The sequence below is a fragment of the Micromonospora violae genome, from assembly GCF_004217135.1.
Taxonomy (GTDB): Bacteria; Actinomycetota; Actinomycetes; order Mycobacteriales; family Micromonosporaceae; genus Micromonospora; species Micromonospora violae.
This window is the reverse complement of the sequence record NZ_SHKK01000001.1, coordinates 3929051-3951511: the sequence shown is the minus strand read 5'-3', so window position 1 is coordinate 3951511 and position 22461 is coordinate 3929051. Positions and strand designations below refer to the sequence as shown.

Below are 22461 nucleotides of genomic sequence, written 5' to 3'. Positions count from 1 at the left end.
TATCGTCTCGATCACCGCGCCGGTACCCCTCCGGGCGGAGAGTCGGGAGGCAAGTCGGTGCTGGAGGATCTGCTCAGCGGTGCCTGGCAGAGCGTCGTGTTCGGGATCGTCGGCGTCGGGCTCATGGCCGCCGGGTTCGGGCTCGTTGACCTGCTCACCCCAGGTCGGCTACGAGACCTGATCTGGATCGAGCGCAACGCCAACGCGGGGTTGCTGCTCGCCGCCAACCAGCTCGGCATCGCTGGGATCGTCTTCACCGCGATCCTGACCAGCTACAGCGACTTCGGAAAGGGGCTCGCCTCCACCGTGGTCTTCGGGCTGGTCGGGTTGGCGATCATGGCGCTGGCCTTCGTGGTGCTCGACCTGCTCACCCCCGGCAAGCTCGGCGAGGTCATCTGCTCGCCCGAGCCGCACCCGGCCGCCCGGGTCAGCGCCGCCACCCACTTCGGGGCCGCGCTGATCGTCTGCGCCTGCATCGCCTGAGGCGTTCTGGCCGCGGCGGCGGGCCGTGGTCCGGGCTGCCGGGCGTTGATCGACTCGGTTTTCCTGAAGTCGCGGTGTCCGACGCGCTCGGACACCGCGACTTTCTGAAACGCGAGTCGATCAGCGGGGCGGGGGCGTGAATACACCCAGGTGATTGCCGGCCGGGTCGAGCAGGTGGGCCAACCGGAGACCGCTCGGTGCCGTACGCGCCGGCACCAGCACCCGGCCTCCGGCCGCTTCGGCCCGTCGGCAGGTCTCGGCCACGTCGGCGACCTCGGCGTAGAACACCGCGTAGTTCGGCGACGTTCCGTCGGTCGCCCGGATGGCCCCGCCGATCCCGGTGTCGCCCCCAGCGCCGGTCACGCGGTAGGACCCGCCGTTGGTCGAGCCCTGCTCCTCGAAGGTCCAGCCGAACAGCTCTCCGTAGAACCGCTCCGCATCCTCGGGCCGGTCGGTGCCGATCTCGAACCAGGTGATGGGCGTCGTGGACCTGGACATCTACTGCCTCCAGTATTTTCGCGCCGGCCGTTCGGCCGTCGTCTGGAGCAGTTTCGGCGCCGTCCGCGACAGCGTCCTGTCGGTGTTTCCGGATCACCTGGCCGAGTTTTCACCGACGATGAGGCCCACCCCGCGCCGCCGTGTGGCTCAGAGCAGCATCAGACCAGGCTCAGCGGGCGGACCCGTTCGTGCGGGATGTCGAGGTCCGTCGGGTGGAACTCCCGGAGCACCACGTCGGGCAGCGTCCACACACTCAGGATCCGGTCGGTACGGAAGCACCGCAGCTCGTCGCGGAGACGGCACCAGGCCACCAGGTACCAGTGCCGGGTGTTGCCGAGGTAGCCGAGTGGCTCGACGTCACGGATCGAGTCGGCGTCCGTGCGGTCGGCGTACCGGATGCGCAGCACCCGCCGCGCGGCGACCGCGTCGGCGACGATGGCCGGGACGGGCGTGGCCGGCCCGTCGCCGATCAGGTGCACCCGGCCGGCGAGGCGGTGTGCCTCGGCGGCGTCGGCGGCCGGCAGCACCGCCACCAGCTTGCGCAGCGCGGTGGCGGCCGGCCCGGCGAACGGCGAGCCGGCGAGCCGGTGCAGCGCCACGGCCATCGCCACCGCCTCGGCGGCGGTCAGGTTCACCGGCGGGAGAGTCCGGGTGCGGTCCAGGACGTAGCCGCCGGTGCGCCCCGGCTCAGCCCAGATCGGCACCCCGGCCTCCTGCAACGCGCCGAGGTCCCGTTCGATGGTCCGGCTGCTCACCTCGAAGCGTGCGGCCAACCACCGGGCGCTGCGCGGCCGTGGTGACACCGCCCGCAGCTCCTCGACCAGCGCGTAGAGGCGGTCCGTGCGGTTCATACCCGGCACGCTACGGCCGGGGTACGACGCCCCCGGCCGAACGCCGACAGACGCGAGCGCCGGGCCGGCCGAATCGAGTGCGACTGGCCCAGGCGGCCGAATCGAGTGCGACTGGGCCCAGGCGGCCGAACCGGGCTCGACAAGCCCGGTCCGGCAGGGCGACCCCGAGCCGGGCGGGCCTTGGCCCGGCAGGGCGGACCGGGGGCCGGGGGCGTGTTACGGCCGGCCCCCGGTCTGGCAGTGCCTGCCGGGCCGGGTCCGGCGGCTTACTTGCCGGGCGTACCGGCGCCGTGGTGGCCCGGACCGCCGTGGCCGAAGGGGCCGGGGAAGACGCCGGCCTCGACGGCCTTGGTGATGGCGTCGGCCTGCTCCTGGGTGAGCTTGCCGTCCTTGACCGCCTGGTCCAGGCGCTGCTTGAGCGCGGCCTGCCGCTCCTCGGCGGACGGCCGTTGGGCGCGGTCGGACAGCCGGTGCGCGCGGTCGGTCGGCCGGTGCTGCTCGCGGACCTTCTCCAGTGCGGCGGTCACCTTGTCGGTGGGCACGCCCAGCTCCTTGGCGAGCGCCTCGGCGAACTCGCCCTGCCGGTCGGCCTTCGCGCCGGGCGCCGGGGCGGTGCTGGCGTTCGGCGTCGGGGTGTCGGCGGCGAACGCGAGCGTCGGGGCCGCGATCCCGACGCCGAGGACGCCGACGGTGGCCAGACCGGCCAGCAGGTGCTTCCGACGGATGGTGCGGGACATGCTGTCCTCCAGAGGTTCGGTCATCCTGCGCTGTCATCACCGAGGGTGACCGGGCAGTCTGGGCGGAAGCCGTGGTGATCCTGTCAGCGAGCTGACAATCCTGGCCGGCGGGCGAAATGGGTTGTGTCAGCACTGGCGGAGCGGTCAGGGTGGATGATCAACCGACGGAAGGACACCACGGAATGACCGTCGAAATTCGGGAGATTCCACTCGTCGAGCCGGAGGCGGGGCCGTACGGCATCACGCCCGGCCCGGACGGCGCGTTGTGGCTGACGCTGGCCCAGACCGGCGGGATCGCCCGGCTCTCGCCCGACGGCGCGGTCCGGACCTACCCGCTGGATGCCGCGGGTGGTCGCCCGTTGATCATCACGGCTGGGCCGGACGGGGCGCTCTGGTTCACCCGCTCCGGGGACGACCAGATCGGCCGGATCAGTGTCGACGGCGAGCAGCGCAGCTTCGCCCTGCCGGCCGGAACCGGGCCGTGCGGCATAGCGGCCGGGCCGGATGGCGCGCTCTGGTACGCCGGGATGACCTCGGACACGATCGGCCGGCTGGGGACCGACGGTTCCCTCAGCGAGTTCCCGCTGCCGGTGACCGGCGGATTCGCCTCGATGATCACTGCTGGCGCGGATCAGGCGCTCTGGTTCACCCTCAACCAGGCGAACGCGATCGGCCGGATCGACCTCGACGGCGGGGTGAAGCTGTACCCGTTGCCCACCGGGCAGGCGGGCCCGGTCGGCATCGCCCTCGGCGACGACGGCGTCATCTGGTTCGTGGAGATCGCCGCCGGTCAGCTCGGGCGGATCTCTCCGGATGGCGAGATCGTCGAAATCCCGTTGCCGGACCGGGCGGCCCGCCCGCACGCGATCGTGGCCGATCCGGACGGCGGCGCGTGGTTCACCGAGTGGGGCGCCAACCGGATCGGCCGCATCGATCCCACGGGACGGATCGAGGGCCACGCCCTACCCACCCCCAACGCCGAACCGCACGGCATCACCCGTACCCCAACCGGCATCTGGGCCGCCCTGGAAATAGGAGCAGTAGCCCACCTAACCCCCTAACCGGCCCCCACCCCCACCCCCACCCCCACCCCACCCCCACCCCCACCCCCACCCCCACCCCACCCCTGGTTGATCAAGAGGTTTGCGTCAGGATCCGCCCCAGACCTGACGCAAACCTCTTGATCACCGGGCGGGGGGAGGGGGCGGGAGCAGGGGAAGGGGTTGGGAGGGGTTATCGGACTGCGGGAAGTGTGGTGAGGGTTGCGGTGATGGTGTCGAGGGTGGTTGTCGTGCCGACCGGGATGGTCAGTTGGTTGGGGCCGTGGCCGATCGGGAGGCCGCCGAGGACCGGTACGCCCAGGTCGCCGAGGCGTTCGGTGAGGACGTCGACGATCGTGGTGTCCCAGCCGTCGCCGCAGTCGGTGAACTGACCGACCGCCACCCCGGCCAGTCCGTCCAGCGCGCCGGCCCGACGCAGGTGGGTGAGCATCCGGTCGACCTTGTACGGGGGCTCCTGCACGTCCTCGATCAACAGCACCGCGCCGGTGAGGTCGGGCAGGTCCGGTGTGCCGATCGACGCGGCGATCATGCACAGGTTGCCGCCGAGCAGGGTGCCGGTGGCGCGGCCGGGGACGCGTACCCCGAAGGTCTCCTCGGTGGGGACCGCGGTGATCGACACCGGTTCGGTCGTCATCAGCGCCGCGTGGAGGGATTCGGCGGAGCGCAGCGGTGTCCGCTCGTCGCGCCAGGCCGCCCCCGGGCCGTGCACCCCGGCCAGGCGGGCACCCCGCCAGAGTGCGAACTGCAAGGCGGTGATGTCCGAGAATCCGGCCACCACCTTCGGGTCACGGCGCACGGCGGCCATGTCGATGGCGTCCACGATCCGTTGGGCGCCGTAGCCACCACGGGTGCAGATCACCCCGCGGATCGCCGGGTCGGCGAAGGCGGCGTTCAGGTCGGCGGCGCGCAGGTCGTCGGTGCCGGCGAGGTAGCCGTGGCGGGCGTACGCGTTCGGCGCCGGCACCGGGCGCAGGCCCCAACCAGTGAGCAACTCCATGCCCCGGGCCACCCGCTCCGGCGAGGTCGGCCCGGACGGTGACACCAACAGCACCGTGTCACCCGGGCGCAGCACGGGCGGGCGGACGACAGTGGTGTCCTCGCTGATCACAACCGCAGAGCCTAACGACCCCGCACGGCCGGGACCCCCGCACGGCCGGGACCCCGGCGCGGGCGGCGGCAGGCTCCGGCACGGGGACCGGCGGTGCAGATCGGGGGATTCGTCGAGATCAGCGGCACCGGCGTGCGCGCGGCCCGTGCCGGGGCGTGGCGTGGCGCGGCGTACCGGCTAGCCTCGACGGGTGGCAACCGCGCTGGTGATCGAGAACGACCCGACGGACGACGCGCGCCGGCTGGGCGAGTGGCTGACCGAGGCTGGGCTGGAGCTGTGGGTGGTGCGCCCGCACGCCGGCGACGAACTCCCCGCCGACCTGGAGGGGTACGCGGCGCTGGTGGTGCTCGGCGGCGAGCAGCAGGCGTACCCGTTGTCGGACGGCTCGCCCGGCGCGCCCTGGTTCCCGGCGGTGGAGGGCCTGCTGCGCAAGGCGGTCCGGTACCGGGTGCCGACCCTGGCGGTCTGCCTGGGCGCGCAACTGCTCGCCACCGCGCACGCCGGGTTGGTGGAGCGCAGCCCGTCCGGCCCGGAGATCGGCCCCGGCGTGGTCGGTCGACGCGACGCCGCCGAGGGCGACCCGTTGTTCCGGTACGTGCCGTTGATCCCGGACGTGCTCCAGTGGCACTCCGACGAGATCACCGAGCTGCCCCGGGGCGCGACCCTGCTGGCGGCGTCCACCCGCTACCCGCATCAGGCGTTCCGCCTGGGTGACCGGGCCTGGGGGTTGCAGTTCCACATCGAGTGCGACGCCGCGATGATCGCCGACTGGGCCACCGACTCGACCCAGCTCGCCGAGCTGGGCTACGACCCGGAGCTGGTGGTCGCGGCCTGCGCGTCGGTGCTGGCCGACGTCGAGGAGGTCTGGCAACCGTTCGCCGCACGGTTCGCCGCGCTGGCCCTCGGCGAGTTGGACGACAGCACGACGCGGCGCGGCCTGCCGCTGCTCGGGCACTGATGAGCCGGCCGGCCAGGGCACCGGGGCGGCTCGCCCGGTACGGCTTCGGCGTCGCCGAAGGCGACGGCGGCGCGCGCGCCGCGGACCTGCTCGGCCCGGAGGGGCTGCGGCTGTGGCAGCCGGTCGAGCAGGAACCGGTCGACGAGGTCGCCGCGGAGCTGCTGGCCGCGCTGTCCCGGGCCGCCGACCCGGACCTGGCGCTACGCCAGTTGCACCGCATCGTGGAAGCCGACAGCCGGACCACCAACGGCAGCGCCAGCGACCGCGACACCGACGGCAGCGCCGGATCGCCGCTGCTCGCGGAATTGCACACCGACCCCGGGCTGCGGCGGCGGCTGATCGCGGTGCTCGGCGCGTCGGCGGCGCTCGGCGATCATCTGGTGGCCCACCCCGAGCACTACCGGGCGCTGCGGACCGCCCCGGACGGGGTCGCCCCGAACGCCGAGGGGCGGCTGGAGCCGACCGACGGCGGCAACCCGGTGGCGGCGCTGCGGACCGCGTACCGGTTGGCGTTGTTGCGGATCGCGGCGGCCGACCTGACCGGTGGGCGCGGCCTGGAGCAGACCATGGCCGCGCTCTCGGCGCTGGCCGACGCGACGCTGTCCGCGGCGTACGAGATCGCGGTCGGCGAGTTGGCGGAGGGGACCGGGCGGCCCCGGCTGGCGGTCGTGGCGATGGGCAAGTGCGGTGGCGGCGAGCTGAACTACGTCTCCGACGTGGACGTCATCTTCGTCGCCGCCGAGGACGACGACCTGCCCGCGGCGACCCTGGTGGCGACCCGACTGATCCACATCTGCGGGCTGGTGGCCTGGCCGGTGGACGCCGCGCTGCGCCCCGAGGGGAGCCGGGGCCCGCTGGTGCGGACCCTCGCCAGCCACCTGGCCTACTACCGGCGGTGGGCGCGCACCTGGGAGTTCCAGGCGCTGCTCAAGGCCCGCCCGGCCGCCGGTGACCTGCCGCTGGCCCAGGAGTGGATCGACCAGCTCGCGCCGCTGGTCTGGCGGGCGGCCGAGCGGCCCGAGGCCGTCGAGGACGTCCGCGCCATGCGCCGGCGGATCATCGACCACATCCCGCCGAAGGAGCTGGAGCGCGAGATCAAGCGTGGTCCCGGCGGGCTGCGCGACATCGAGTTCGCCGTTCAGTTGCTGCAACTCGTGCACGGTCGCGGCGACGAGACGCTGCGCCCGCCCGGCACCATCCCGGCGCTGCGTGCGCTCGTCGCCGGCGGCTACGTCGGGCGCGCCGACGGTGAGGCCCTGCTGCGCGGCTACCGCTTCCTGCGCACCGTCGAGCACCGGCTGCAACTTCAGGGCCTGCGTCGGACGCACACGGTGCCCGCCGAGCCGGGCGCGCTGCGCTGGCTCGCCGCCGCGTTGGATTTCACGGCCGCGCCGGGGCGCAGCGCCGTGGAGAGCTTCCGGGCCGAGTGGGTCACCCACGCCACCGAGGTACGCCGACTGCACGCCAAACTGCTCTACCGGCCGCTGTTGGAGTCGGTGGCCCGGGTCCCGGCCGACGGGTTGCGCCTCACCCCGGAGGCGGCCCGGAACCGACTGGAGATCCTCGGCTTCGCCGACCCGGCCGGGGCGTTGCGCCACCTCCAGGCGCTCACCGGCGGGCTGAGTCGTACGGCGGCCATCCAGCGCACGTTGCTGCCGGTGCTGCTCAGCGAGTTCGCCGACGCGCCGGAGCCGGACCGGGGTCTGCTCAACTACCGGAAGGTCTCCGACAAGCTGGGCAGCACCCCCTGGTATCTGCGGCTGCTGCGCGACGGCGGCCCGGTGGCCCGTCGGCTGGCCCGGGTCCTCGCCCTGTCCCGGTACGTCGCCGACCTGCTCGCCCGCGACCCGGAGGCGCTGCGGCTGCTGGCCGAGGAGAACGAGCTGGCCCCACGCTCGCCCGAGGTGCTGCGGGAGGGGTTCCTGGCGGCGGCGGCCCGGCACACCGACCCGGTCGAGGCGACCAGCGCGGTGCGCGCGCTGCGACGTCGGGAACTGGTCCGGGTGGCCTGCGCCGACGTGCTCTGCCGGGCGGGCGCGCTCGCGCCCAGCCCCACCCGGCCGGACGGCGCGAACCGGCCGGCCCCCGGGCTGTCCGACATCACCGCGGTCGGTACGGCCCTCGCCGACGTCACCGACGCCACCCTGGCCGCCGCGCTGCGGGCCGCCCAGGCCAGCCAGCCCGCGCCGGAAGGGCTGCGGTTCGCGGTGATCGGCATGGGCCGCCTCGGCGGGTACGAGTCGAACTACCTCTCCGACGCCGACGTGCTCTTCGTCTACGACCCGCCGCCGGGCAGCAGTGAGAGCGCCGCCAGCGCCGCCGCCCACGCCATCGCCGAGGAGCTGCGCCGACTGCTCGGCGTACCGGCCCCCGACCCGCCGCTGGGTGTCGACGCCGACCTGCGGCCCGAAGGCCGCCAGGGTCCGCTGGTCCGCAGCCTCGCCGCGTACGCGGCGTACTACGCCCGCTGGTCGCGGGTGTGGGAGGCGCAGGCCCTGCTGCGCGCCCGGTTCGTCTGCGGTGACGCCGACCTGGGCGCCGAGTTCGAGGCGATGATCGAGCCGGTGCGCTACCCGGTCGACGGGTTGACCCGCGAGCAGGTCGTCGAGATCCGGCGGATCAAGGCCCGGGTGGAGAATGAGCGGCTGCCCCGGGGCGCCGACCCGGCCACCCACACCAAACTGGGACGCGGTGGGCTCGCCGACGTGGAATGGGCGGTGCAACTCGTCCAGCTGCGGCACGCCGGGGCGATCCCGGAGCTGCGCGGCACGCGTACCCTCGATGCCCTCGCGGCGGCCGAGCGGGCCGGCCTGATCGACCCGGCGGACGCCGCGGAGATGGCCGCCGGCTGGTCCCTGGCCGCGCAGGTCCGCAACGCGTTGATGCTGGTCCGGGGTCGCGCCGGCGACCAGCTGCCCCGGCACGGGGTGGAGTTGGCCGGGGTGGTCCGGCTGCTCGGCCGCGACGACCCGGGGGAGTTCCTCGACGAGTACCTGCGCACCGGCCGTCGCTCCCGTGCCGCGGCCGAACGGGTCCTCGATGCCTGACGCGTCGCCGCGCCCGACCGGGTGGCGCTTCGCGGGCACCGGCTGGGCGGCGGCGACCGGGGTCGCGGTGCTGCTCGCCGTCGCCTTCCTCCTCGCACCGCCGATGGGCACCGACCTCGCCGCCCAGGTGGCCCGCGCCGGGTTCACCGAGCGGTACGGGGCCGCGCCGGTCGACTTCGGCTGGTACGGCGGCGTCAACCAGTACGGCTACAGCCTCTTCACGGCCCGGTTGGGCGCGCTGATCGGGGTGCGTCCGCTGGGGGCGGTGGCCGCCGTGGTCGGCGCGGCAGCGCTGGGTTGGCTGTTCACCCGCAATCGGGCCCGCCGGCCGCTGCTGGCCGGCGTCCTCGGCGCGGTGGTGCTGGTCGGCAACCTGGCGAGCGGTCGGATCACCTTCGCGGTCGGGTTGGCGTTCGGGCTGCTGGCGCTCTGCGCGGTCAGCGCGGAACACCCACCACGCTGGCTCCGGTTGACGCTCGCCGCCGGCTGCGCCGCCCTGGCCACGGCGGCCAGCCCGGTCGCCGGCCTGTTCACCGGGCTGGCTGGCGCGGCGTTGCTGCTGGCCGCCCTGCGTACCGGTGACGGGCCGGGCCGCCCGCTGATCGGTGGTTGGCGAGCCGAGCGACCACTGGCCGAGGGGTTCGTCCTGGCGGTGGCGCCCGCCGTCACCCTCGCCCCGATCGCGTTCGTCTTCGGCAACGGCGGCACCCAGCCGTACTCGGCCGAGTCGATGCGCATCAACGTCGCGCTCGCAGTGCTGGTGGCGGTCGTGCTGCCGCGTCGCCGCCGGGTGCTACGCATCGGCGCGGCGCTGACCGTGCTGCTCCTGGTCGGGGCGTACTACCTGCCCAGCCCGATCGGGTCCAACGCGCTCCGACTGCCGATGCTGTTCGCACTGCCCGTGCTGGCCGGTTACGCCGCGATGCCGGGGCCGTGGCTGGCCGGGCTGCTCGCGGCGACCGTCTGGTGGCAGTCGCCGGTGATGGTGAGCGACGTGACCCGGGCCGGGGCCCCGGAGAGCGCCGAGGGTTTCTATCAACCACTCGTCGCCGAACTCGACCGGCGGCAACCGGCCGGGCGGGTCGAGGTGGTGCCGCTGCGCGACCACTGGGAGTCGGCGTACCTGCCGCCGACCGTGCCCCTGGCCCGGGGTTGGGAACGCCAGGTCGACAGCGACCGCAACGCGCTGTTCTACGACGGCAGCCTGAGCGCCCAGACGTACGAACGGTGGTTGCGGCACGAGGCGGTGACCTACGTGGTGCTCGCCCCGGACGCACCGGCCGACAGGTGGGGCCGCGACGAGGCGGCGCTGATCCGCGGCGGCCTGCCGTACCTGCGGGAGGTCTGGCGGGACCCGACCTGGCGGATGTACGCCGTGGTCGATCCGACCCCGCTGGTCGGTGCACCGGGTCACCTCGTCGCCGCCGAGCGCGGCGCGGTCCGGCTGACCGCCACCCCCGGGGACGTGCCGGTTCGGGTGCGCTGGTCGCGCTGGCTCTCGCTGAGCGGCCCGGACGGCTGCCTGCGACCAGGCGCGGACGGGTGGACCGAGGTGCGGGTCCGCGCCGCCGGGAACTACTCGATCTCCAGCGGGCTGCGTCCGCAGCGGCACTGCTGACGGTGCTGCCGTCAGCGCGGAAGCCGGGTGCTGGCAGCATGTCCGGCGTGCCTTCCCACCTCGCGCGCTGGACCGGCCTGGCCGGCTCGATGCTGCTCGCGCTCACCGCGTTCCTCGGCGGCGCGTTCCCCAGCGGACCCCTGCGCAGCACCCCGGTCAGCATCTGGCAGGGGCCCAACGGTCCGCTGATCCTCGCCGCCTGGGTGGTCGGCACCGGCCTGATGGCGTACGCCTGGTGGGCGCTGCGCGACGGGGGACCCTCGACGCGGTGGGCCCTGGTCACCGTGGGGCTCTGGTTGCTGCCGCTGCTGATCGCACCGCCCTTCGGCAGTCGGGACGTGTACGCGTACGCCTGCCAGGGCGCCAGTTTCGTCGGCGGCATCAGCCCCTACGAGCAGGGCGTCTCCGCGCTGCCGTGCCCCTGGCTGGACTCGGTCTCGGTCATCTGGCGCGACACCCCGGCGCCGTACGGGCCGCTGTTCGTGCTCATCGCGGGCGCCGTGGTGAAGGCCACCGGTTCGCTGACCGCCAGCATCGTGGTGTTCCGCGCGCTGTCGCTGCTCGGCGTGGTCCTCACCGCATGGGCCCTCCCGGTGCTGGCCCGTCGGGCCGGTGTGCCGGCGAAGCGGGCGGTGTGGCTGGCGCTGGGCTGCCCACTGGTCGCCGCGCATCTCATCGGTGGCCCCCACAACGACGTGCTGATGCTCGCCGCGCTGGTCGGTGGGCTGGCCGTGGTGGCGTCGCACCGGGGCCGGCGCGCGATGCTGCTGGTCGGCGGGTTGCTCCTCGGAGTCGCAGTTTCGATCAAGGTGACCGCCGTGGTGGTGGTGCCGTTCGCCGCGCTGGCCGCCACCGCAGGGCCGTACCGGATCCGTACGCTGATCCGCGACGGCGGGTGGGTGGTCGGTGGCGCGGTCGCCGCCGTGGTCGCCGTGACCGTCGCCGGTGGGCTGGACTTCGGTTGGGTCGGCGGGCTGTCCCAGGGCGGTGCCGCCATCGCCTGGACATCACCGCCGACCGCCGTCGGGCAGACCATCGGGTACCTCGCGGCCCCGTTCGGCGGTCACGTCGACGCGCTGCCGGCGACCCGCGGGATCGCCGTGGTCCTCCTGGCCGTCCTGCTCGTCTGGCTCTGGTGGCGCGCCCGCACCCGTGACCCGCTCTACTACGCCGGCCTGGCGCTGGCCCTCACCGTCGCGCTCGCCCCCGTCGTACACCCCTGGTACTGGACCTGGCCGTTGTTCGTGCTCGCGGCCACCGCCCAGCGGACCAGATGGTTCGTCGTGGTCGCCCTGGTCGCGTCGTTCCTGGTACTGCCCGACGGCACCGGGCTGCCCCGGTACACCAAGACGGTCGGGGCGCCGCTGATGACGCTGTTGGTGATCGTGGTGGTCATCTGGTTGGTACGGTCGGCTCGGGCGGCCCGTCAGCCGGTCGCCGCCGACTGAGGGAAGGTGCGCCGGTGACCGCTCCCGGCGTGCGTTTCTCCCGGTACGCCGGCCTGGCCGGCGCGGTCCTGCTCGCCGTGGCCGGGTACCTCGGCGGGGCGCTACCCGACGCCCCGTTCGGCGCGACACCCGCGTCGATCTGGCGAGCCCCGCACGGCCCGGCCACCCTGACCTGCTGGCTGATCGGCACCGTACTGCTGGTCGGGGCGTGGTGGTCACTGCGCGAGGGCGCGCCGTCGACCCGATGGGCGTACGTCACCGCCGGGCTGTGGGCACTACCGCTGCTGGTCGCGCCGCCGCTGGGCAGCCGGGACGTCTACTCGTACGCCTGCCAGGGCTGGACGTACGCGCACGGCGTCGACCCGTACGCCGTGGGGGTGGCGGCGGCGGGCTGCCCCTGGGTGGACACGGTGGCCCCGATCTGGCGGGACACCCCGACGCCGTACGGGCCGGTCTTCGTCCTGCTCGCGGCCCTCGCCGTCGGCCTCGGTGGTGGGCTCACCGGCACGATCGTGGCGCTGCGGGTGATCGCCGTGGCCGGGCTGCTGCTGGCCGCGTTCTGCCTGCCCCCTCTGGCGCGGGCGGCCGGGGTGCCGGCCCGGCGGGCGGCCTGGTTGGCGCTGGCCGGCCCGCTGGTCGGCGTGCACCTGGTGGCCGGCGCGCACAACGACGCCGTGATGCTGGGCCTGCTGCTGGGTGGGTTGCTGGTCGTGGTCCGTCGACCGGGCCGGCCGACGGCGTTGCTGCTGGCCGGGGTGCTGCTCGGACTGGCGGTCACAGTGAAGGCCACGGCCGTGGTGGTGGTGCCGTTCGCCGTACTGGCCGGGGTGCCGGGCCGGTACACCGTGCCGGCGTTGCTGCGTGCCGGCGGCTGGTTGGTCGGCGGGTCACTCGCCGCGCTGCTGGTCACCTCGGCGGTGTCCGGGCTCGGGTTCGGCTGGGTGGGCGGGCTCGCCCACAGTGGCGACTCGGAGCAGTGGACGTCACCACCCACCGCCGTGGGCTTCGTGGTCGACTACGCCGGCGCGCTGATCGGCCGGGACCCGCAGGCGGTGCCGGTGCTCCGGGCGGTCGCGCTGGTGCTGCTCGTCGCAGTGCTGGTGGTGCTCTGGTGGCGGACGCTGCGCGACCTGTTCGACGTCCGCCCGCCCGAGCGGCCCCGGGTGGCGTTGCACGGCGCGGCGTTGGCGCTGGTCGCCGTCGTCGTCCTGTCCCCGGTCTTCCACCCCTGGTACGCGACCTGGCCGCTGGCACTGCTCGCGCTCACCGGCACCGGTACGACCTGGTTCGTGCTGCCCGCCGCCGCGGCAGCCTTCCTCGTCCTGCCCGACGGCACCAACCTGGCCCGCTTCACCAAGGCCCCCGGCGCCCTGGCCATGACCGCCCTGCTCGTGGCCCTCCTCCTGCGAGCACGCCTCCTGCGAGCCGCCCGCCGCCAACCTCGTTGATCATGAGGTTGGCGGGTGACAATCCGGACGGAACCCCCGGTCAACCTCATGATCATCGTGCCGGGTGGGGGTGGGGGTGGGGGTGGGGGTGTAAACGCGGACCGGGCCGGCCCCGCGATGAGCGGAGCCGGCCCGGCCGGTGTTAAAGCGACTGCTCAGCAGTCGTAGTACATGGCGAACTAACCGCGCATGTCGGCTGACCTGGGGGAGTGGCGTCGTTCAAGCGGCTGAGCAGGTCGTACGCCATATATCAACTTCCATCGTTATCCACTGTTTCCAGGCGGCATCTGTACCCCTCGTGTACCTAACGATCATGGGGTGGGGTTACGTACGAGCGGTTCCGATGGTGACCGGTGCGGCATCCCGTCGCGCAGGCTCCGCCCTGCCGGGCCGCGCCGACCTGGTCCAGGTGGAGCGCCCCACTGGACGAACGACCTGGACCAGGTCGGCGCGGTCTGGTGGCCTCTGGTGCGCGACGGGTCCCCGGTCGCGGCCGAGGCATCCCAGAGTCGCCGAGGGTCCGGGGCGAGTAGCCCCGGCCGCCGGAGGCCATCTCCGGGTCGTAGGGCCGGAGGCCCTACCCGCCGGAGGCATCATTCCGCCCGGCCTCCTCGAACCGTGGCGGCAGCGGCCAAACGGGGGTGAACGCATCGTCTTGCCGGCCCGGTCCCAGCGCTCGGCTGAGATTGACGTACACCGGTCCGTAGGACGTCTCCAGTCGCCAGTTGTCCCACTGGTCCAGGTCGTGCTCAGCAAACCGCGCCAACAGGCGGAACATGGTTGCCACTTCGGAATCGGCGAGGGGGCCTCCTGGGTGTTCTTCCATCTCGGCAGAGTGCCATCGGCGGGCTGATAGCACCAAGCCGAAGCCCGCGTCTGCTGTACCTCGGTGGACGCGGGCTTCGTCGTGCCTGCCGGAGTTCGCGTGCCGCCGGGGTCGCCGCGCCGGTAGCGAAGCGGCAAGGCGCGGCGTGCCCCGAGTGGCACGCAGCGGCCCGCAGGGCCGCCTTGAAGACGTATGGAAAGTTCTCACCGACGAATCCAAGCGGAATCCAAGCGGATCCAAGCGGAACCGTTGGAGCGCACGGACATCAGTAGTTGGCGGCATTGCGGGACTCGTAGAGCATCTCCGGGCTGTCGGCCGTATCGACGGCTAGACGTACCGACTCGTCCTTCAAGTCCAGCACTCTGAGTTGGTTGCCGACCTTGTTGATCGCTTCGATGCGGTGGAACTCGTCTCCGAACTCGGCCGCGAAGGCGGCGAGCCCGCGGAGTTTTGGCAGCGCGTCCCCGAGGTAGTCAGAGTGCGGATCGACGATGCTCGCCTTGACTCCGTTTGGTGTCAGACTGAAGAACACGAAGTCCGGCCGCATGCTCCGCCATGTTCCCTTACGGTCTTTGTAGGCAACCCCCAGAGATTCCTGCGATGCCCGTTGCGGGTTGCGGTACCAGGCGATTACCCCTGGTCGGCCCAGCTCCTTGTCGATCACGTCCAGTTCCCAGGAGTTGAAGACTGGGCGCCCCACGGGGTACTGGCCTGCCGAGTCTGAAAGCAGGTGCAAGGGCTGGGTCGGCATGGGGCGCGCGTTGCCCTCCTCGTCCCGCGTCTGCGTCTCCACCATGGCGCTCCTGGGGCGCGTAATCGAGAGTCGTTGCGGCTCGATAGACATGGCGCGAATGTCGTTGTATACGGCCTGCCGCTCGTCGGTCAGGTTCTTAACGGCCACGCGATACTCGTCGAACCACTTCGCCGCCAGCTTGTCGGCCTCGCGGTCGAGATCCTCGCGGACTTCGGGCACGAGCGCCAGTGCAGCAACTTTCACGTGTGCGTCGCGTAGCCCGTCATCGTCAGTGTCGGGATCGTCGGGACCCGCCAAATGATCGACGTACGTACCGGCGAGGTCGGGGGACAAAACACGTCCAGCCGCCCGGAAGGCGTCCCGGATGGCCCTGTCGTCTGCCGTCTCGGCGAATGCCGAGTAGACGGGGGCTTCTGCACCAGCACTACCTGTGATCGTCTCTCCCCGCACGGTCCAGATCTCGGCCACAGCCTCGGCCAACTTGTCCTTGTAACGAACCGAAAGCCCGTCCAGAACATCGTGCATCACGGAGTGCGCTTCCTTGCCTGCCTCCGGTCGCAGCCCATCAGCGGCAAGCGCGTGTGCCAAGGCGGTGAGTCGCTTCACCGGCTTGGTCCCCCTCTTTGGAAGGGACTGTGATGGTAGCCCCTCGAGAACCTCCCAGACCTCCTCAGGAATCGCGGGATTTGGGGTCATCTCCTGAGGATCAATCAGGACTCGTCGACCTCCAGTGGACTCAGGGAATTCCTCCAGCGTCCCAAGCAGGATCTTCACAACGTTCGTGGCGGTCCTGCGATCGAAGAAGGGCAAGATGCATTCAACGCTGTTGAGCTTCTCGCTTCCAGGTATCCGGCGTGCAAGAGGAGTACGCACCATCCGCCCAAGAAGCTGGGTGATGTGGGTTGCGTCCTTCGCAGGCCGGAAGGACACCAGGACCTCGGCCCGGGGGCAGTCCCAACCGGTTGAGATCGCATCCTTGGCGATCAGTACCCGCACATGCTTCGCGTCTTGTACTCGCTCTGGGGCGATGTAAGGCACGTGGTACATGCCCCATTGCTGCGGTGAGTGATCCCCAAGGACGTGGGCAACCGAGTCTGGCCGCAGGTCGGGCCAATTAGCGAAGATGGTGTCAAGTGCTCGGGCAAGCATGTCCGAGGCAGGGGTGTTAGGGGACTGTAGCACCATGAGCGGAATCACGGCGTCGGCATCACTTTGCTCTTCTGCGTAGGCCGCCCAAGCCTTGGTCGACTCCACAATCTTCCGGGTTGCGCGGGACAGAAGAACACTGTCGAACGCTCCCGACTCGGCCGGAATGTCCAGGACGATGTCGTCCTTCAGTAGCCCCGATTCCTGTACTCGCTCAGGGTCAACAAGAACCTTTGGTAGGGCGATGCGAGAGGCGGACACCTCAGCAGCCTTCATCGCATCCTCGAACCGTTGAACGGTCGCGGAGATACCCCAGACAACAGGCATGGCAGGCACATCGCCCTGCCCGTTGATCAGTCGCTTGACAATGGTCGGCTTGTCGGCAGACTGATTGCCCATGCCTCGATGGGCCTCGTCAAGGACCATGTAAAGGGTCAGGTTCGGATCCTTGATCGTATTCGCGAGCGTTCCCCAGATCGTGTACTCCTGCCGATCAGGAAGCGAGCTGGCGCGGACAAGTTCAATCTGATTATCATCTTGCGCGGATTCGTGACCACGAGTGAGCAGAGAGGACTTGGTGAGCTTGTGTGTGTTCAGGAAGTAGATCTTGCCGGCCGAAAGCTTCGGGTGTTTGAACGGGTGTTGGATTACGACCGTATCGGACTCAAGCTTTTCCGAAGCCGCTTCCAGCCGAATGCGCGTCTGCTCGTTCAATGAGGGGTCGTCCGAAAACCAGAGAACGACAGCGGTCCGGTCAGGCTCGAAGTCGAGCGAGTCGTTGCCGTAGAAGAGCGCCTCGATCGCTGCCGCGGCCATCACGGTTTTCCCCGCGCCGGTTGTCGCGGTTAGTGCGAACTGAGACGGGTCGCCATAGTCGCGGTAAATATTGCGGGCCTTGGCAAGGTTAGTGAGCACGTCACCGACCGCGTCGGCCTGGTAGTCCTTCAGCGTGTACCGCATGCTGGCTTCACTCCCTGCCCGAGTTGACTTCGAAGTTGCGTAGGTACGACTCGTACAGCCGGATCGGCTCCACTCGGCCTGGCAGTTCGGCGCAGACCATCTGAAAGCGCCGATCGTCTTCGGTCACGATGAACGCGGTTCGCACCGACTCGGTCTCTCGGATACGTGCGAGGAATGCCGCTGCTTGGTCCAAGTCCTCCAGCACGCCGTAGGTTTCTGCCACATCCCAACCGTCCACCAATTTCTCGATACGCCGTCCTCGTGAACCGGCGCGCATCCAGAGCAGGGGTGCGACCGCATCAAACGCTCGATGTCGAGCAACTCGCCACGGTGTCTCGTAGGTGAGCGTGAAGAACTCGACGTTCTCGTCGAATCCCTCGGCCATGGGGAACTCGTCGATGAACTTGTAGTCACCCTTCACGGGCTCGCCGTCAGGCGTCTCACCGGTCACTGCCGCCCTGATGCGAGGCTTAGTGATGTAGTCGCAGATGCCATGAATTTCCCAGTCGGCATCACCGGGGCGCAGACCTTTCTGGCGCAGGTTGGCCTGCTCGTTCTCCGCTACCTCATTGTTGGTTACAATAATTGATTGTCTGGAACCGCCATCCTGGCGATTCAACCGAAACACCGCATGCGCTGTCGTTCCAGAGCCTGCAAAGAAGTCGAGCACCAGAGCGGATGGCTTATCGGCTAAGAAGTGGCGAAGGCAGTCTTCGACGGCATAGACCGCCTTCGGGAATGGGAAACGGCGACCGGGTATCAGGCTCTTGAGGACCTCGGTTCCGTAACGCTGAGCGTCGTGTGACGGCTTATTCCATGCGGTTGTAGGCATGACCAACCGGCCCGTGACGTAGCACGCAATGACTGAACCGTCCTCGGCTCGACCCGTGACTTCGACGTTTCCCGCTTCGATGTCGTTGATGATTCCGCCTGTTAGATACGAGATCGCATATTCTTGCGGGGCGTTCGCTGTGCGGCGGCCAGCTCGTAGGTACCCCTGCTCAAGGCGCTTGCGCGCGGGGTCTGGAGTGAGCCCCCAGTTCATCTCCGTTCCATCGGGACGAACGGGGAAGACTGACACGCAGCCCGGCATTGGCGGCGCTTTCTCGCGTGGCATATCATGAGGAAGCGGTTCGCCAATCGCCGAGATAAACCCAGTTGATCGGTCAACGTAGATCGGGAAGAATTGTGACCTACCCCCCTTTGCGGTACCCCGCCTCGATGCGATGTCACTGCGCCGAAGTGTGTCCCAGGTGACAGGCCGCCGCTCTTCGTTGCGCTGGTCTGGCAGCACCCTCGACGAGCCGAGTCGGACAAAAAAGATGTACTCATCCGTACGAGAGAACTCAGCAGCGCGTCCCGCCCCAGCAGGGTTGATCACGGAGGAGACCATCTGGATATTGCCCTCAGGGAAAGTCTGTTCGAGTAGCAATCCCAGTCGCAGGTACTCTTTCTCATCGATCGTCACGATCAACACCGACTCGTCCGGGTTCAGCAACTCCTTGGCGAGCAGCAGTCGCCGCTCCATGAAAGCGAGCCACTTCGAGTGGCGGTACAGATCTTCCCCGTCGACGTAATCGTTGTTGTACTTCCAGTCCCTTGCGCCTGAGTTGTACGGCGGGTCGATGTAGATTGCGTCGACCTTGCCCCGGTGGGTGTAGAGCAGCGTGTGAAGTGCGTGGTAGTTCTCGGCGTTGATGACCGTATGGAAAGGCTTGTCGCCGCCTCGCTCGACCCGCCCAGTCGACTCGAGACCCGGGTAGATGGGATCTCGAAACTCCGCGACGACCACCAGGTCCTCGATCGGTGCCGCCCGGGTCACGCTGTTCACGGAACCGATCAGCGCAAGCTGGGCGACGCGTGCGCTGCACACAGTGTCGATGCTGGTAACCCGCCAGAGGTGGTGATCGCCACGCGTCGTCGTGCCACGGGGTGCCAGTACTTGTACCTTGTCACCCTTGCGCACTGGGCGTGCAGGGAGCTGGACCGCCTCGGGTCGGTGACGCTCGAAGTTGAGACCGAAAACGCGCCGCTCGGACAAGACGTGAAACTCAGCCTCCAGCTCTGCACCAAGCGCCGGATCCTTTGCCTTGGCCTGCCGAATCAGATCTGTCAGTCGTGACATGCGCGCTCGCGCTCCTCCCCGTACGGGACCAGTTCGTCCCCGTAGCGCTCGAGAGTCTATGGAGCCGGTCCGGCTTAGGGAACCGAGCGTACGGCCGGGCGGTCAGCTTTGGGGAACGGCCCGACGTACCTACGTTGCTTGACCGGAGCAGGTCCCTTGGGCCTCGGAAGCCCTCACGTCGTCGTCGCGGCAACCACTACGGCGGCGAGCGCGCAAAGTACTGGTTCCGGTGCGTAGGTGCGTTGATCGGCCAACGCAGGCAGAATGGCGGACGTGACGAACCCTGATCCGGACGCCGAGTGGTGGACGACCTCGGATGTCGCCGCCTACCTCGGGGTGCGGGTCGGAACGGTGGCGACGTACCGGAAACGGGGGCAGATGCCTGCGCCCGATCTGACCCTTGGGCGAACTCACGTGTGGCGGCCGGCGCACATCGTCAGTTGGCATGAGGCGCGACCGCGACCCGGTGTTGGCGGCAGGTCGCGTGCTGAGGTTCAACCGCACTCGGGCGACGAAGCTGAACGCTAGGCGGTCTGTGCCGCCTTGATCGCCCGCAGCTCGTCCGCGAAGTCCCGCGTCTCTGGCGCGTCCGGGTATTGCTTCGCCAGCACTGACGACAGGTCCGTGGCCACCATGGCGAGCGACGGCAGCGACCGGCGGTTGCCACTGAGCGCTTGGCGGCCGAGGTCGACGGCGCGGTCCAAGTCGCCTGCTCGTGCTGCCACCACACCAAGGGTGATCTGCGCTTCCGCCACCCGCATCGGCTTGCGCACGATGCCGCTGCTGTCCGTGGATGAGCGGATCACCTCGTCCGCGTAGACCTCGGCGAGCCCGTTCTCCCCGACGATCCGGTAGCAGTCCATCGCGTAGAAGTCGAACTTGGCCGGGTCGACCACGAAATGGTGATCCAGGTTCTCGGGGTAAGGCAGCCCTTCAAGGATGCGGCGGCCCTGGTCCAGAGCAAGCTCAACTTGACGCCGGTCTCCCATTCGCGCCCACGCCTTCGCACGTTGAGCGGCCAGTTGAACTGCCACGCTCTGGTGCGGCGCGGCTGCCTCGCCTGCTTCGGCGGCGGCAACCACGCCGCGAAAGTCACCTGCGGTCAGCGCGTACCACGCCCGCATCTCCTGCGCCCAGCCGACGACGTTCATGTCCCCGGATTCTTCCCCGAGCTGCAACGCAGCTTTGCGGGTCGCCTCGGCTTCGGTGCGCCGACCCATGTCGTACTCGACGCAACCCACCAGGAGGGCCACTGTTCCCGCCAGGGTCAGCAGCTCCCGGTGCTGGGCGAGCGTGAGGCGAGCGTCGAGCAGGGCCGTCATGCGTCGAAGCCACGCATGTCCCTCGACGCGTAGGTCGGCCGAGTCGGCGTAGGGGTACTCGCTGCACAGCCTGTCGGCGGTGATCCTCAGCCCTTCGAGGGTCGCTTGGGATACGTCCGACGCGCGCATGCGGGTCACGATTTCGAGGGTGTCTAGGCCGGTGCCGGCCATCAGGGTCTTGTCGACGTCATCGCGGCCACGTGGGAAGAAGGCAGCGGTGACCGTGCCGAACGTAGCCGCGATGAGGCCCTTGTAGAAGTCGTCCGGCTCGGCGTTACCCGCCTCCCAGCGCTTCCAGTTGCGGAGCAGGCTGCCGTTCGACGGCAGCTCGGACGAGGCGTGCGCCCGGAGGGCTTCAACCGCCTCGGCTTGCGACCACCCTCGGGCGGCCCGTTCGTTTCGGATGCGCCGAGCCCACAGAGGCCGGCTCTCGCCCGCGCTGCCCGTGTCTCCCATGAGCCCAGTATGGCCCCGCTAGGGGGGTGACAGGGAAGGGGACAGCGGCCTGACCCCGCAGTGACACCTGTCGTTGGCTGAGTAGCTGAGCGATCGTCATATCTGCAAGTTCCGTTGCTCGAAGATCACTTGCCCGCTGGGCTGGCGATCAACGGCGCGGTGTCGTAGCGTCCAGATTACTAACTCGGTTAGTAATTCGGACCACCGAGGGGAGTCGAAGCATGGCCGGAAGGATGTTCGGGGAGCGCCCGGTGGGCGCGGTGACGCTGGTGGAGACGCCGGTGTCGCGGTCGTACGCGCAGAAGGCTCGGGTGGCGTTCCTCGTCGTGGCGGCGTCGGTCGCTCTGGTGGTGGCCGCTACCGCGTCGGTGGCACTGCCGCTGGTGCTCGCGGTGGTGGTCGGTTTGTTGTCCGGCGGCGTGTGCGGCCTGGTGGTCGCGTGCGTGGTCCGGGTGTGGCCGGCGCTGCGGGTGCTGTGGTGGTGGGCGTTGGAGATAGTCGCTGCGGTCACGGTGTTCGTGGGCATGGCGTACCTGTCTCGGGCGACGCATCCGGCGGTGCCGCTGGTGCTCCTGGTCCTGGTGCTGGGCGTGGTTTTCGGCGTCGGCCGGGTCCGTCGGCGGGTGTCGGCGTGGGTGTGGTGCGTGGTGGTGCGGCACCGGCTGCGGCTGTGCTTCGCGGAGTTCATCCGCTCTGCGTCGCGGCTGCACCCGGGTCGGTTGCCGCTGATCTTGTGGGCGCGGCCGACGCCGGCCGGTGAGCGGGTGTGGGTGTGGCTGCGGCCGGGCCTGGACCTGACGGATCTGGACGGCAAGGCGGACAAGCTCGCGGTGGCCTGCTGGGCGGGGGAGGCGCGGATGGTCCGCGCGTCGGCCCGGCATGCCGCATTGGTGCGGGTGGACATCACCCGTCGTGACCCGCTGACCGGCCTGGTGGCGTCGCCGCTGTCGGCCTGGGTGGCGTGGATGCGCGACGAGGACGCCCCGGTGTCACCGGCTATGCCGCCGCTGGGCCTGGACCTGCTCGACGTGCCGGAGCCGGCACCGGAGCAGCGCAACCCGCGCCGCTGAACCAAGACTCACACGCCCTGACCGGGGTGTGTGCGGTGACCGCCAACAGGGCGGTTCACCTCCAACAATCTCGAAGGAGATCGCAATGGCAAACGACACGACCGTGACGGTGGTCGGCAACCTGACCGCCGACCCGGAACTGCGGTTCACCCCGGCCGGGGTGGCGCTGGTGAAGTTCACCGTGGCGTCCACGCCTCGGGTGTTCGACCGGGCCTCGGGTGAGTACCGCGATGGTGACCCGTTGTTCCTGACCTGCACCGCGTGGCGGGACCTGGCCGAGCACATCGCCGAGTCCCTGGCCAAGGGCACCCGCGTGGTGGTGGCCGGTCGGCTGCGGCTGTCGCGGTGGGAGAACGAGGAGGGCGAGAAGCGCTCTGCGTACGGCCTGGACGTCGACGAGGTCGGCCCGTCGCTGCGGTTCGCCACCGCGTCGGTGAAGAAGATGACCCGCACCCGCAACGGGGACGGGTTCACTCCGGAGACGCCGGCGGACGACCCGTGGTCGACCGCCGCACCGGCGTCGGCGGCCTGAGCGGAGGTCGCTG

Annotated in this window: 17 protein-coding genes; 10 read left to right on the top strand and 7 right to left on the bottom strand. The window is 70.3% G+C overall.

Translation table 11 applies throughout. From position 1 onward, the window contains the following. The first annotated feature begins 57 nt into the window (after positions 1-57). Entirely contained in the window at positions 58-483 is a 426-nt protein-coding gene (locus EV382_RS17335; RefSeq protein ID WP_130403215.1) for a DUF350 domain-containing protein, read from the top strand. Between the two features lie 120 nt (positions 484-603). On the opposite strand, the gene EV382_RS17330 is transcribed toward EV382_RS17335, so the two are convergent. The 3 genes from EV382_RS17330 to EV382_RS17320 form a co-directional block, all read right to left on the bottom strand. After that, positions 604-981, bottom strand: coding sequence for a VOC family protein (locus EV382_RS17330; protein ID WP_130403213.1), 378 nt, complete (start codon positions 979-981; stop codon positions 604-606). A gap of 158 nt (positions 982-1139) precedes the next feature. Next, positions 1140-1832 (bottom strand): helix-turn-helix transcriptional regulator, encoded by a 693-nt coding sequence (locus EV382_RS17325; protein WP_130403211.1) that lies wholly within the window; start codon positions 1830-1832, stop codon positions 1140-1142. Between the two features lie 266 nt (positions 1833-2098). After that, complete coding sequence (locus EV382_RS17320; protein ID WP_130408935.1) at positions 2099-2569, bottom strand: hypothetical protein; 471 nt, start codon at positions 2567-2569, stop codon at positions 2099-2101. A 182-nt stretch (positions 2570-2751) separates the two neighbouring features. Between EV382_RS17320 and EV382_RS17315 the strand changes: the two genes are divergently transcribed. After that, entirely contained in the window at positions 2752-3630 is an 879-nt protein-coding gene (locus tag EV382_RS17315; protein WP_130403209.1) for a Vgb family protein, read from the top strand. A gap of 172 nt (positions 3631-3802) precedes the next feature. Here the strand turns inward: EV382_RS17315 and EV382_RS17305 are convergent, their stop codons facing one another. Continuing rightward, positions 3803-4738 carry a S66 peptidase family protein gene (locus EV382_RS17305; protein ID WP_130403207.1) on the bottom strand — a complete coding sequence of 312 codons (936 nt, stop codon included), beginning with the start codon at positions 4736-4738 and terminating at the stop codon, positions 3803-3805. A 190-nt stretch (positions 4739-4928) separates the two neighbouring features. Here EV382_RS17305 and EV382_RS17300 point away from each other — a divergent pair, with 190 nt between their 5' ends. From EV382_RS17300 to mptB (EV382_RS17280), 5 genes are read left to right on the top strand one after another with little or no spacing between them, the layout of a single operon-like run. Then, positions 4929-5696, top strand: coding sequence for a type 1 glutamine amidotransferase (locus EV382_RS17300; RefSeq protein ID WP_130403205.1), 768 nt, complete (start codon positions 4929-4931; stop codon positions 5694-5696). Further along, a complete protein-coding gene (locus EV382_RS17295) occupies positions 5696-8743 on the top strand; it encodes a bifunctional [glutamine synthetase] adenylyltransferase/[glutamine synthetase]-adenylyl-L-tyrosine phosphorylase (RefSeq protein WP_130403203.1) in 3048 nt (1015 codons plus the stop codon). Before EV382_RS17300 ends, EV382_RS17295 begins: the two co-directional genes overlap by 1 nt. After that, positions 8736-10361, top strand: a complete 1626-nt coding sequence (locus EV382_RS17290; protein ID WP_244236734.1) for a hypothetical protein — start codon at positions 8736-8738, stop codon at positions 10359-10361. Before EV382_RS17295 ends, EV382_RS17290 begins: the two co-directional genes overlap by 8 nt. Before the next feature lie 47 nt (positions 10362-10408). Continuing rightward, a complete protein-coding gene (gene mptB / locus EV382_RS17285) occupies positions 10409-11809 on the top strand; it encodes a polyprenol phosphomannose-dependent alpha 1,6 mannosyltransferase MptB (RefSeq protein ID WP_208758436.1) in 1401 nt (466 codons plus the stop codon). Between the two features lie 14 nt (positions 11810-11823). Continuing rightward, the gene (gene mptB, locus EV382_RS17280; RefSeq protein ID WP_244236733.1) at positions 11824-13257 is read left to right on the top strand and encodes a polyprenol phosphomannose-dependent alpha 1,6 mannosyltransferase MptB; all 1434 of its coding nucleotides are present in this window, start codon (positions 11824-11826) and stop codon (positions 13255-13257) included. Positions 13258-14348: 1091 nt separating this feature from the next. Here the strand turns inward: mptB (EV382_RS17280) and EV382_RS17270 are convergent. Both EV382_RS17270 and EV382_RS17265 read right to left on the bottom strand, forming a co-directional pair. After that, positions 14349-16943 (bottom strand): DEAD/DEAH box helicase, encoded by a 2595-nt coding sequence (locus EV382_RS17270; protein ID WP_130403197.1) that lies wholly within the window; start codon positions 16941-16943, stop codon positions 14349-14351. 7 nt (positions 16944-16950) lie between these two features. Beyond that, positions 16951-19068: a site-specific DNA-methyltransferase gene (locus tag EV382_RS17265; protein ID WP_130403195.1), complete on the bottom strand. Its 2118-nt coding sequence runs from the start codon at positions 19066-19068 to the stop codon at positions 16951-16953. Between the two features lie 264 nt (positions 19069-19332). Between EV382_RS17265 and EV382_RS34080 the strand changes: the two genes are divergently transcribed. After that, a complete protein-coding gene (locus EV382_RS34080; protein WP_482805589.1) occupies positions 19333-19596 on the top strand; it encodes a helix-turn-helix transcriptional regulator in 264 nt (87 codons plus the stop codon). On the opposite strand, the gene EV382_RS17260 is transcribed toward EV382_RS34080, so the two are convergent. Further along, entirely contained in the window at positions 19593-20846 is a 1254-nt protein-coding gene (locus EV382_RS17260) for an NsdA family TPR-like regulatory protein (protein WP_244236732.1), read from the bottom strand. The two genes, EV382_RS34080 and EV382_RS17260, sit on opposite strands and share 4 nt — an antisense overlap. Positions 20847-21067: 221 nt before the next feature. On the opposite strand from EV382_RS17260, the gene EV382_RS17255 reads away from it, so the two are divergent. Beyond that, on the top strand, positions 21068-21916 hold the full coding sequence (locus tag EV382_RS17255) for a hypothetical protein (RefSeq protein ID WP_130403193.1): 849 nt from the start codon (positions 21068-21070) through the stop codon (positions 21914-21916). A 67-nt stretch (positions 21917-21983) separates the two neighbouring features. Beyond that, positions 21984-22448 carry a single-stranded DNA-binding protein gene (locus tag EV382_RS17250; RefSeq protein WP_208758629.1) on the top strand — a complete coding sequence of 155 codons (465 nt, stop codon included), beginning with the start codon at positions 21984-21986 and terminating at the stop codon, positions 22446-22448. Positions 22449-22461 lie beyond the last annotated feature (13 nt).

Coding starts and splice junctions, on each gene's coding strand:
- EV382_RS17320 (WP_130408935.1), bottom strand. CDS start 2,569: ATGTCCCGCACCATCCGTCGGAAGCACCTGCTGGCCGGTCTGGCCACC.
- EV382_RS17290 (WP_244236734.1), top strand. CDS start 8,736: ATGCCTGACGCGTCGCCGCGCCCGACCGGGTGGCGCTTCGCGGGCACC.
- EV382_RS17295 (WP_130403203.1), top strand. CDS start 5,696: ATGAGCCGGCCGGCCAGGGCACCGGGGCGGCTCGCCCGGTACGGCTTC.
- EV382_RS17315 (WP_130403209.1), top strand. CDS start 2,752: ATGACCGTCGAAATTCGGGAGATTCCACTCGTCGAGCCGGAGGCGGGG.
- EV382_RS17325 (WP_130403211.1), bottom strand. CDS start 1,832: ATGAACCGCACGGACCGCCTCTACGCGCTGGTCGAGGAGCTGCGGGCG.
- EV382_RS17255 (WP_130403193.1), top strand. CDS start 21,068: ATGGCCGGAAGGATGTTCGGGGAGCGCCCGGTGGGCGCGGTGACGCTG.
- EV382_RS17260 (WP_244236732.1), bottom strand. CDS start 20,846: ATGGGAGACACGGGCAGCGCGGGCGAGAGCCGGCCTCTGTGGGCTCGG.
- EV382_RS34080 (WP_482805589.1), top strand. CDS start 19,333: ATGGCGGACGTGACGAACCCTGATCCGGACGCCGAGTGGTGGACGACC.
- EV382_RS17330 (WP_130403213.1), bottom strand. CDS start 981: ATGTCCAGGTCCACGACGCCCATCACCTGGTTCGAGATCGGCACCGAC.
- EV382_RS17270 (WP_130403197.1), bottom strand. CDS start 16,943: ATGCGGTACACGCTGAAGGACTACCAGGCCGACGCGGTCGGTGACGTG.
- EV382_RS17265 (WP_130403195.1), bottom strand. CDS start 19,068: ATGTCACGACTGACAGATCTGATTCGGCAGGCCAAGGCAAAGGATCCG.